The 10715-nt window shown below is 72.2% G+C and carries 11 protein-coding genes; 3 read left to right on the forward strand and 8 right to left on the reverse strand.

The genetic code is table 11. The annotated features are described in order from the left end of the window. Positions 1-159 precede the first annotated feature (159 nt). Positions 160-525, forward strand: a complete 366-nt coding sequence (locus tag VQ03_RS10710; protein WP_048450859.1) for a hypothetical protein — start codon at positions 160-162, stop codon at positions 523-525. Positions 526-534: 9 nt separating this feature from the next. Here the strand turns inward: VQ03_RS10710 and VQ03_RS10715 are convergent, their stop codons facing one another. The 3 genes from VQ03_RS10715 to VQ03_RS10725 all read right to left on the reverse strand — a co-directional run bounded on the left by VQ03_RS10715 (position 535) and on the right by VQ03_RS10725 (position 2486). Then, entirely contained in the window at positions 535-1488 is a 954-nt protein-coding gene (locus tag VQ03_RS10715) for a hypothetical protein (protein ID WP_048450860.1), read from the reverse strand. A gap of 8 nt (positions 1489-1496) precedes the next feature. Beyond that, positions 1497-1931: a PRC-barrel domain-containing protein gene (locus VQ03_RS10720; RefSeq protein WP_048450861.1), complete on the reverse strand. Its 435-nt coding sequence runs from the start codon at positions 1929-1931 to the stop codon at positions 1497-1499. Between the two features lie 66 nt (positions 1932-1997). Further along, a complete protein-coding gene (locus tag VQ03_RS10725) occupies positions 1998-2486 on the reverse strand; it encodes a DUF2721 domain-containing protein (protein ID WP_048450862.1) in 489 nt (162 codons plus the stop codon). A 483-nt stretch (positions 2487-2969) separates the two neighbouring features. On the opposite strand from VQ03_RS10725, the gene VQ03_RS10730 reads away from it, so the two are divergent. After that, positions 2970-3545 carry a PAS domain-containing protein gene (locus VQ03_RS10730; protein ID WP_167376074.1) on the forward strand — a complete coding sequence of 192 codons (576 nt, stop codon included), beginning with the start codon at positions 2970-2972 and terminating at the stop codon, positions 3543-3545. 39 nt (positions 3546-3584) lie between these two features. Here VQ03_RS10730 and VQ03_RS10735 read toward each other — a convergent pair whose 3' ends face one another. The 5 genes from VQ03_RS10735 to VQ03_RS10755 form a co-directional block, all read right to left on the reverse strand. Then, entirely contained in the window at positions 3585-4376 is a 792-nt protein-coding gene (locus VQ03_RS10735) for a VOC family protein (protein WP_048450863.1), read from the reverse strand. 29 nt (positions 4377-4405) lie between these two features. Then, positions 4406-6037, reverse strand: a complete 1632-nt coding sequence (locus VQ03_RS10740; protein WP_048450864.1) for an ABC transporter ATP-binding protein — start codon at positions 6035-6037, stop codon at positions 4406-4408. Next, complete coding sequence (locus VQ03_RS10745) at positions 6034-6885, reverse strand: ABC transporter permease (protein ID WP_048450865.1); 852 nt, start codon at positions 6883-6885, stop codon at positions 6034-6036. Before VQ03_RS10745 ends, VQ03_RS10740 begins: the two co-directional genes overlap by 4 nt. A 4-nt stretch (positions 6886-6889) precedes the next feature. Next, the gene (locus VQ03_RS10750) at positions 6890-7867 is read right to left on the reverse strand and encodes an ABC transporter permease (RefSeq protein ID WP_048450866.1); all 978 of its coding nucleotides are present in this window, start codon (positions 7865-7867) and stop codon (positions 6890-6892) included. A gap of 247 nt (positions 7868-8114) precedes the next feature. Beyond that, positions 8115-9776, reverse strand: coding sequence for an ABC transporter substrate-binding protein (locus VQ03_RS10755; protein WP_083467919.1), 1662 nt, complete (start codon positions 9774-9776; stop codon positions 8115-8117). A gap of 286 nt (positions 9777-10062) precedes the next feature. Here VQ03_RS10755 and VQ03_RS10760 point away from each other — a divergent pair, with 286 nt between their 5' ends. Beyond that, positions 10063-10518 carry a cupredoxin domain-containing protein gene (locus VQ03_RS10760; RefSeq protein WP_048450867.1) on the forward strand — a complete coding sequence of 152 codons (456 nt, stop codon included), beginning with the start codon at positions 10063-10065 and terminating at the stop codon, positions 10516-10518. The last annotated feature ends 197 nt before the right edge of the window (positions 10519-10715 follow it).

Genomic DNA, 10715 nt, shown 5'->3' on the forward strand with positions numbered 1-10715 from the left:
CCTCTGTTGCAGCCAGGCACGAAAGCCCTGCAAAGCGCCGGGGTTCCGCGCGGCGAAAAGCGGGGCGGCTGGCCTTCGGACGCCTCGACCGTTAGAGGTTTGTCAACGCCGTTCCCTGCCGGCCGGCGGGGCGGCCCTCCAGGAACCCGGGAAGCATCGATGTCCGTCCTGTCCAGAGCCTGCCTCGTCGCGGCCGTGGCCGCGCTCGCGGGCGGCTGCATCAGCAACCCCCTCGGCCAGGTCGGCGGCGTGCTCCCGGCGGGCGATGTCGGCCCGCCGCCCTCCCTGCGCGGCGACGTGAAGCTGCCGGCCCGCAGCAGCGGCGACCTCGCCCAGGCCTCGACCGAGCCGACCCGCCGCCTCAACGTCCCCAATGCCCGCGCGGGCAGCGACACCCTAAGCGCCCCGCCGCGGCGCATCCGGCGCGAGGAGATCGAGGGCGAGGGCGGCGCCAGCGGCAGCAGCGGCGGCCTGTCGCCCACCATCGGGTCGGGCGGCTCGGTCGGGCTCGGCGGCAAGTTCTAGCGTCAAGTTCTAGCGGGGTCCGGGCTCCGCGGCGGCCTGCTTCCCGCGGGCCTTCGCGGCCCGGGTCTCCTGTGCCCGGGCGGTCTCGCGCAGGCGCCGCAGGCGCTCCGCCAGGCCGGCGCGGGTCGCCGGCCACCAGCCGCGGCCGGGCATGTCGGCTGCCGCCGCCGGCACCGTCTCGGCGATCTCCCCGAAGCTCGGCATCCGCCACCAGCCCCAGACCAGCGGCCCCGGCGCGGTGATCGCCGGGTAATGGGCCAGCGCCCCGGTCTCGGCGATGGGGGCGTCGTCGAGGGCCTCGAACACCACCACGCCGGCCTCCGCCACCTCCACCGCGGCGCCGAGCGGCGGCGGATCGCTCCGCGGCACCGGGTGGCGGCGGCGCCGGCGCTCCGCCTCGGCGGCCGGGTCGCGGGCGGCCTCGCGCCGGGCGCGGCGCGCGGCCGGCTCGTTCGCCGCGGCCGCCTCCTCGATCACCGGCCAGGCCTCCTTCAGCGCCTCGTAGGAGCGCCAGGGCACCCGCCAGGCCCGGATCTCCGGCGCCCAGGCGGCGAACGGGATGGTGCGCAGGGTGTCCACCACGAGGCGCGAATAGGGCGTCCGGACCACCAGCGCATCGGGACCCGCCGCAAGGTAAGGGCTCTCCAGCGGCTCGAAGGCGTAGGCGTCGCGGCCCTTGTCGTCGCCGTAGGCGTCCAGCGCGGAGATCTCCCGGGCGATCCAGGCATCGGCCCGCTGCTCGGCGGTGGTGCCGGGCACGAACCAGCGCCGCAGCTTCCGCCGCCAGCGGGCCGTCGGAAAATTGTCCTTGAAGCGGGCGAGCAGGGCGCGGTCGAACGGCATCGCCACCAGCACCCCGGGGCGCTTGGCGGTGCCGGGCGCCACCGCGAAGCCCGCCCCCCGGGCGACCTCGCCCGCAGGCGCCTCCGGCGCGCCGTTCGCTTCCTCGCCCGCGTCGGACACGGCCCGTCTCAGATCGTCGGGGCGCGGCCGCCGTAGTAATCGTCGAGGCGCCCGCCATAGGACGGGTCCGTGAACGGGTCCTCGCCCGGGCCGTGCCGCGGTGCGCCGGCCAGGGTGTCGGCATCGATGTCGATGACGTAGCCGCCGAGCCGCACGTCGTAGGTCAGGGCCTTCCACGGCACCGGATGATAGCTCTCGCCGAAGCCCAGGAACCCGCCGAAGGACAGGACCGCGTAGGCGACCTGGCCCGTGACCTTGTCGACCATGAAGTTGTAGACGCTGCCGAGATGCTCGCCCTTGCGGTCGTAGACGGCGGTGCCCTCGACCTTGTTCGAGGCGATCAGCCGGCGGGTCTCGTCGAGGGCGATGCCGTCGCCGGAGGGGTCGAGCTCCATCGAGCCGGGCTCGCGCAAGGAGCGTTCGTTCGGGAGTTCGGTCGGCATGGCGCGCTCCGGGTCGGGGACAGGGTTCCTCGGGGGAACCGGGCTCGTCGGCGACGGTTCCGCGCCTCAGCGCGCCACGCGGTCCTCCCGCGTGTCCGTCTGGGCGTCCTCCTGCTGCTGCGCGGCCACCTCGGTGCGCACGGTGCGGCTCGCCAGCATCATCTCGACCGCGAAGGCGGTCAGCGAGGCCAGGGTGCAGACGATCGCGGTGCCGAACAGGGCGAACAGCACGCTCGCCACCGCGGCGTCCCGCAGGGTGCCGAGGAACAGCGTCAGCACCGCGCCGCAGATCGCGACGCCGCCGATGGCCGCGATCACCACCGCCACGTCGAGGGCGAGGCTGCGCCGGCGCAGGTCCCGGAGCCGGGCCTGGTCGCCGGGCCGCTCGGTCGCGCGGTCGGAGAGCTTCTCCACCTGATCGGCGACGCGGGCGTGGCGGGTCGAGAAGACGTTGAGCAGCGTCGCGATGCCGGAGAGCAGGAAGACCGGCGTCAGCGCCACCTGGATGATGTGGGCGGTCGAGTCGACCTGGGACGGATCGGCGGAAGGGATCATGCGGGATCGGGGGAGCGAGGGCGGGACGAGCCGCGCCATGTGCGCGCGCCATGTGCGAAGGCCGGGGCGCGGGTCCCCGACGCGACGGATGCCGGGCCGGACATCGCGCCCCCCGGAGATAGGGCGCCGCGGCACGACGGCATCACGGCGCAGGGCGCCCGGGGAGCGACATCCCCGCATCATGGCGCCGCATGCCGTCGTGAAAAGTCTATTTTCCGAAAGTCTCGGCGCGTGATCCGGCTCACCCAGGTCCGCTAGGTCATGCCTTGAGATCGTTGCCGCGCATAATTGAGTATAATTTTAGGGAATATCGCTGACGGGGTGGCTCTGCGGGGTGGCCATGGGCGGCTGCATTGCACCTTTGGCCTGAGCGCATTGCCGGAACCTTGACGTCCGGCTGGTGGAAAACTACCCCTGCGCGCAGGAGTTGCAATGTGTCCCGCGGGTGGGCGGTCCGGCGGGACGTGGTCGGCGGAGATGGATGTGCGGGGACGAAACGGGGAGCCGGCGGATCTGCCGCCGGGAGCGCTGGCGGCGGCCTGTGCGGCGCAGGACGCGGTGGCGACCTGGCAATGGGATATCGGTCGCGACATCCTGTGCGGCGACGACCGCATGGCGGCCTTCCACGGGCTCGATCCCGCCTGCCTGCGCTCCGGCGCTCCGATCCCCCTCCTCCTGGAGCGCATCCACCCGGAGGACCGCGACGGCGTGCTGGCCCGGATCCGCCGGGCGGCGGCGGAGGGCGGGTCCTACGTCCTGCCCTATCGGCTGCTGGCGCGGGACGGCGACGTGCGCTGGGTCGTGGCCTGCGGCCGCTGCGACCGCGACGCGGCGGGCCGGCCGACCGAGGGACGGGGCGTCGTCGTCGACCTGACCGGTGCCCGACCCGACGAGCCCGTCGCCCATCCCCTGGAGCGCGCCGCCGAGCACGGCATCGCCGTCCGCCGCGCGGTCGACGACTGGCACGATCCGTTCCTGCGCCGCCTCGCCGACATGCTGCTCCTGGAGATCGGCCGCGGCCTCGCGGCCGACCAGGCGCCGTCCGCCTGGACGAACTGACGGCGCCGCCGCGCGGCGCGTCAGCCCATCGCGGGTGATCTAGCCTGCCACGATCGCGAGCCGCGCCCCGTGGGTGAGGCGCAGGTCGAGGTCGCCCGCTCCCGTCGCGGCCCGGAACGCCGCCGCGACCGGGCCCTCGCCCCGCGCCGCGAGCGCCTCCGCCAGGGCCCCGTCCGATCCCTTCGGGCTCGCCAGGGTGACGGTGGTGGCGGGACCGAGCGGCAGGGTCACGGCGCGGGCCGGGCTCCCCGAGATCTCCGCCTCGACGATCGGCGCGTCGGCTCCGGTGCCGAGCAGGGCGGCGTAGCGGGCGCGGGACGCCTCGACGTCGCGCACCGCCACCGTCACCGACGCCACGGCCGTGACCCCGTTGTCGTGGCGGCGCACGTCGCCCTCCTGCACCCGAAGCGCGCGGGGCGTGACGTCGCCGCACAGGAACGGCACGTCGGAGCCCGGCGCCCGCGCGGTCTTCCAGTCGAGGCGGGCGCCGTCCGGCCGGAAGCGGCCGCCGGGGACCGGGTCGGCGATGTCGAGCCCGCGGGCTTGCGCCGCCTTCACGTCGGCGTCGATGTCGGAGGGCAGCAGCGCGTGGTCGAGGAAGCCCTCGCCGGCGCGATGATAGACCTCGGACCAGCGGTTGCCGGGCTCCGGCGTCTTGAAGGCGATCAGCTCCAGGTAGGCGCCGTCCGCCAGCACCACCAGCACGTTGTGGGTGATGCCGTTCTGGTGCTCGCCGCCGCGGATCACCGTGAAGCCGAGGGCGGAGTAATCCGCGAAGGCGGCGTCGAGGTCGGCGACCGCGATGACGAGATGGTCGAGGGTGAGGGGCATCGGGGTTTCCTCTTCAGGCGGCCGGCCCGTCAGGCCGCGGGGACCTGCGGGCGGCCGGGGATCCAGGAGCGGCCGGGCACCGCCTCCAGGAGGGCACGGGTATAGGCGGCCTGCGGGGCGGCGAAGACCTCCGCGGTCGGGCCGGCCTCGACGACGGCGCCGTCCTTCATCACGGCGATGCGGTCGCAGATCTGGCCGGCGACCCGCAGGTCGTGGGTGATGAACAGCATCGAGAGCTTGAGCCGGTCGCGCAGCGAGTCGAGCAGCGCCAGCACCTGGGCCTGGACCGACACGTCGAGGGCCGAGACCGGCTCGTCGGCGACCAGCACCTCGGGTTCGAGGGCGAGCGCCCGGGCGAGCCCGATGCGCTGGCGCTGGCCGCCGGAGAATTCGTGCGGGAAGCGGTCCATGGCGGACGGATCGAGCCCGACGAGGCCGAACAGGTCCCGTGCCTTCGCCAGCGCCTCGGATCGGGAGACGCCCTGGAGCATCGGCCCCTGCGCCACCAGCTCCCCGGCGCGCCGGCGCGGGTTGAGCGAGGCGAAGGGGTCCTGGAACACCATCTGCACCCGGCGGGCCTGGCCCCGCATCTCGCGGCGCGACAGGCGGGCCAGATCGGTATCGCCGAGGCGGATCGTGCCGCTGTCGGGATCGAGCAGGCGCACGATGCAGCGGGCCAGCGTCGACTTGCCGGAGCCCGATTCGCCGACGATGCCGAGCGTCGTGCCCCGGGGCAGGGCCAGGCTCACGTCCTTGACCGCGTGGGTGACGCGGGCCCGGCCCGGGATGAGGCCGCCGCCCTTGCGGTAGGTCTTCGAGACGCCGTCGAGCGACAGGATCGCGGGCCCGGAGGCCGGGCGCGGCGGGCGCGGCAGCAGCGGCGGCACCGCGCCGATCAGCGCCTTCGTGTAGGGCGCCTGCGGATGGTTGAGCACGGCACCGGCCGGGCCTTCCTCGACGAGGCGCCCGGCCTGCATCACCGCGACCCGGTCGGCGATCTCCGCCACCACCCCGAAATCGTGGGTGATGAACAGCACGCCCATGCCGCGCCGGGCCTGGATCTCGCGGATGAGCGCCAGGATCCGCCCCTGCGTCGTCACGTCCAGCGCCGTGGTCGGCTCGTCGGCGATGAGGAGGGCCGGCTCCAGCGCCAGCGCCATGGCGATCATCACCCGCTGGCGCTGCCCGCCCGAGAGCTCGTGCGGGTAGGCCCGGAGCGCCGCCGCCGGGTCGGGCATCCGCACCTCGGCCAGCAGCGCCAGGGTCTTGTCCCGGATCTCCCGGGCACCGAGCGTGGTGTGGATGCGGAAGGTCTCGGCGATCTGGTCGCCGGCCCGGCGCAGGGGGTTCAGGGCCGTCATCGGCTCCTGGAAGATCATGCCGATCGAGGCACCCCGCAGGCGCCGCATCTCGGCCTCCGAGGCGGGGACGAGGTCGCGGCCCTGGAACAGCACCTGCCCGGCATCGGGCCGCACGCCCGGCGGCAGCAGCCGCATGACCGTGTTGGCGAGGACCGACTTGCCCGAGCCCGACTCGCCGACGACGCACAGGATCTCGTTGGCGGCGAGCGACAGCGAGACGTCGGCCAGCGCGTGGCTGCGGTCGGCCCCCGGCGGCAGGCGGACCGAGAGCGTCTGGACCGAGAGGAGGGTGTCGCTCATGACGCGGTTTTCACGGGGGCGGGGCCGCGCAGGCGCGGGTTGAAGGCGTCGTTGAGGCCCTGGCCGACCAGCGACACGGCGAGCACCGTCACCAGGATCGCCAGTCCGGGGATCGCCGAGACGTACCATTGGGTGCGCAGCACGCCCCGCCCGGCCCCGATCAGGTTGCCCCAGGAGGCGACGTTCGGATCCGAGAGGTTGAGGAAGGCCAGCGCGCTCTCGAGCAGGATCGCCACCGCCATCACCACGCTGGCATAGACGATCACCGGCGGCAGGGCGTTGGGCAGGATCTCGCGGGCGATGATGCGGGCATCCCCCATGCCGAGCACCCGGCAGGCCTGGACGAATTCGCGGTTGCGCAGGGAGAGGAACTCCGCCCGGGTGAGCCGGGCCGGGGCGGGCCAGGAGACGAGCCCGATCGCCACCGTGACGGTGGTGATGTCCGAGCCGAACACCGCCACCAGCACGAGCAGCAGCAGGAAGTTCGGCAGGGTCTGGAACGCCTCCGTCACCCGCATCAGGGCGTCGTCGACGATCCCGCCGTAGAAGCCCGCCACCGCGCCGACCGCGATGCCGATCGCGATGGCGATCACCGTCGCGACGAGGCCGATCAGCAGCGAGACCCGGGCGCCGTGGAACACCTGGGCGGCGATGTCGCGCCCGCTCGCATCGGTGCCGAGCCAGACCTTCGGGTTGGCGAAGGGCCATTGCAGCGGCCGGCCGGCGAGGCCGAGCGGGTCCTTCGGGAACAGCACCGGCGCGGCGAGCGCGACGGCGAGCACCAGGAGGAGCAGCACGGCGCCCAGAACCGCCGCCGGGTTGCGCAGGTAGCGTGTCAGAGCCGCCATCGCGTCAGCGCCCCGCCGCGATGCGCGGATCGAGCCGGCCGTAGATCAGGTCGACCACGAAATTCACCGTGATGACGAGGAGCGCCGAGACGAACACGATGCCGAGCAGGGTGTTGAGGTCGCGCTGCACCACCGATTCGTAGGCGAGCCGCCCGAGGCCGGGTAGCGCGAACACGCTCTCCACCACCACCGAGCCGCCGAGCATCGTGCCGGCTTGCAACCCCACCAGGGTCACCATGGGGAGGAGCGCGTTGCGCAGGGCGTGGTGGACGATCACGCCGGTCTCCCCCAGCCCCTTGGCGCGGGCGGTGCGGACGTAGTCGAGGCTCATCACCTCCAGCATCGAGGCGCGCATGATCCGCAGGTACGTGGCGAGGAAGACGAGAGCCAGGGTCAGGGTCGGCAGGACGAGGTGGCGGGCGATGTCGAGGATCCGGGCGAGGCCGGTATGGCCCGCGCCGACCTCCTCGATGCCGCCGGCCGGCAGCCAGCCGAGATGGATCGCGAACAGCACGATCCCCATCAGGCCGAACCAGAACGACGGCGTGGCGTAGAACATCAGGCCGAGCGTCGAGATCAGGGTGTCGGGCCATTGCCCGATCCGCCGCGCCGCGAGCACGCCGAGCACGATCCCGCCGAGGAAGGCAAGGCTGAGCGAGGCGCCCATCAGCATGAGCGTCACCGGCAGGCGCTCGGCGATCACCGTGGCGACCGGTTTGCCGTAGATCGCCGACTGGCCGAGGTCGAGCTGCACCAGCCGCCACAGGTAGCGGGCGAGCTGGGCCGCCGCCGGCAGGTCGAGCCCGTAATAGCGGCGCAGCTCCTCGGCGGTCGCCGGATCGCCGCCGCCCATCTGGGCCATCAGGGCGTCCACGGTGTCGCCGGGGGCGAGCTGGAGCAGCAGGAACAGCCCCGCCAGGATGACGAGGAGCGTCGGCAGGCTGGCGGCGAGGCGGCGCAGCGCCAGGAGGAGGATGGTCATGGGTGGGCCTCAGGCGCCGCGCCGCCCCGAATCCTCCCCCCTCGGCGGGGGAGGGTGGCGAACGGAGTGGGCGCAGCGGGACGAAGTCCCGCCGAAAGGGGCGGCGCGACGCTGAAGCACGTGGCGCTCTTCATGACGCGCGCGACCCTTCCGGAACCGTGGTTCCCCTCTCCCGGCCTGCTCCGCAGGCCACCCTCCCCCGCAGTGGGGGGAGGGTTACGCGTCGCGCGCGTCATCAACGAAGGTTTCACGCCTCGATCCACGCGTCGTGCCAATCGCCCGAGCCCCAGCGCGGGGTGTTGTGGTCCCCGTGCACGCGCTTGCTCGTCGCCGAGAGGAAGGTGCGCTCGGTCATCATCCAGACCGGGATCTCGTCGTTCACGGCCTTCACCCACTGGGCGTAGAGCGCCTTGCGCTTCTCTGGATCCAGCTCGCTCGCCGCCTCGTCGGTCAGCCGATCGACGAGGTCGGATTGCCAGCCGTACTGGTTGGTCCAAGGAGCGCCCTTGGGCGAGCCGGAGCGGTACCACACGGTGGTCGAGACGGCGGGGTCGCCGCGGTACTGGTGCCAACCGGTGGCGAGGTCGAAGTTCCAGTCGCGGTAGACGGTGGAGAGGGCGCCCGCCGTGTCGAGGTTGACGATGTCGACCTTGATCCCGACCGCCTGGAGCGATTGCTGGATGAAGGTGGCGAGCAGCGGCACGTCCTCGCCGTTCATGATCGGCACCAGCTTGAGCGCGAACCGGGTCCCGCCCGCCCCGCGCTTGTACCCGGCCTCGTCGAGGAGCGCCGCCGACTTCTTCGGGTCGAACGGATAGGGGGCCGGGTTGTTCGGGTAGAAGGCGGTCGAGGAGGACGGGATCGGCCCGGTCGCCGGCTTCCCGAGGCCGTAGATGAAGTTCTCGATGAAGAACGGCACGTCGATGGCGTGCGCGATCGCCCGGCGCACCCGCACGTCGGCGAGCTCCTTGCGGCGGGTGTTGAATTCCAGCGTGTTGTTGAAGGCGTTGGCCTCCAGCCCCTTGCTCGACACGGTGAAGCGCGGATCCGATTTCAGCCGGTCGAGATCGGCGAGCGCCAGCGCGTTGTAGGTCGAGAGCTGGACCTGGCCGGTCTCGAGCGCCGCCGAGGCCGCCGCCTTGTCGGTGATGAAGCGCCAGACGATCCGGTCGAGATACGGAAAACCCTCGCGCCAGTAGTTGGGGTTGCGCTCCGCGATGACGTGCTGGCCGCGCTCGTACGACACGAACTTGAACGGCCCGGTGCCGATCGGTGCCGTGTTGGCCGGGTTCTCGAGCACGTTCGTGCCCTCGAAGACGTGCCGGGGCGCGACGTAGCCGAGGTCGCAGAGGGCCCGCAGCAGCAGGTTGAGCGGCATCGGGCGGGAATAGCGGAACACGGCCGTGTGCGGATCGGGCGTATCGACGGCCTCCAGGTAGAGCTGAAGCTGAGTGCCGTAATTCAGGTATTTCTTCCACAGCTCCATCGCGGTGTACTGGACATCGGCGGAGGTGAAGGGCTTGCCGTCGTGCCAGGTCACGCCCTGACGCAACCGGAAGGTCACGGTCTTGCCGTCGGGTGCGGCCTCCCAGGAGGTGGCGAGAACCCCCGCCGGCTTGCCGTCCTGATCGAGATCGACCAGCGGCTCGACGATCTTCGAGGTGATGACGTAGACGCCGGTCGAGGCGCGGATCGCCGGGTTGAGCACCCGCTGCTCGCCGTTGAGCTGCACCGTCAGCACGCCGCCGCGCCGGGGCGCGGTTCCCTGGGCCGAAGCACCTTGAGCCGAAGCACCTTGAGCCGAAGCACCTTGGGCCAGAGCCCGCGTCAGGGCCGCCGGGCTCCAGGAAGCGGTGCCGAGCGCGAGGAGGCCGGCCCGCTTGAGGGCGTCGCGGCGGTCGATGATCATCGGGGCATCCCTGTCGTCGTTCGGGCGCCATCCTTGCTGCAACGCAGCGCCAGCGCAATGGACGAAGCGTGGCAATTTCCGCTTCATCCGGAGACGCTTCGTCTCCGGATGATCGGGAGCGGAGTGGAATGTCGTCGCTTGCCCGCCCTGCGCGAGACCGCCGACCTCGGCCGCCACCCCGGCGGGCATCGGTCGCGGGATGATCGGGATGCGCGAGGAAACATCGGGCGCAACCTGGCGTTCTGGCCTCGACCTCGTTCTGACCTCCGAGAGGAGCCCGACACCGATGACCATCTCCCTCCGCGCCGCCACGGCCGCCGCATTCCTCGCCGTCGCCCTGTCGGGCGGGGCCCGCGCCGCCAACGACCTGCCGCCGCCCAAGACCGACGCGATGCCGCCGGTCGAGGTGACGATCACCGCCGAGAACGGCGTCCTGGCCTGCGCGCCGGCCGAGCTGCGCCTGCCGGCCCAGAGCAACGTCGACCTGCACGTGACCAACCAGTCGAACCTGCAGGTGTCGCTCACCGCACCGCAGATCTTCCAGAACAAGAACGTGCTCCACCATGACGGCGACGTGGTCCACGTGGCGAGCAACGACGCCTACATGGTCAAGGCCAACGGCAAGGGCGAGATTCGCCTGCGCACCATCGCGCCCGGCGAGTATACCTATGGCTGCACCGCCACGACGAAGCAGGACAAGCCGTTCACCGGCAAGCTGACGCTGGTCGATCCGGCGAAGTGAGTGGGTTTGGGGAAGGAAACGATGTGTTGCCTTCCCATTCTTCTCACCCCCGGCGTCATCCCGGGGCTCGACGAAGTCGAGAGCCCGGGATCCATCACCGCCGACGCTTCAGGATGAAGCGGAACACTGTCCGCTCTTTCAAGCAACGTCGGCGGTTAGGATCCCGGGTTCCGCCGCGCGGCCCCGGGATGTTGGGG

It is taken from the genome of Methylobacterium tarhaniae, from assembly GCF_001043955.1.
Lineage (GTDB): Bacteria > Pseudomonadota > Alphaproteobacteria > Rhizobiales > Beijerinckiaceae > Methylobacterium > Methylobacterium tarhaniae.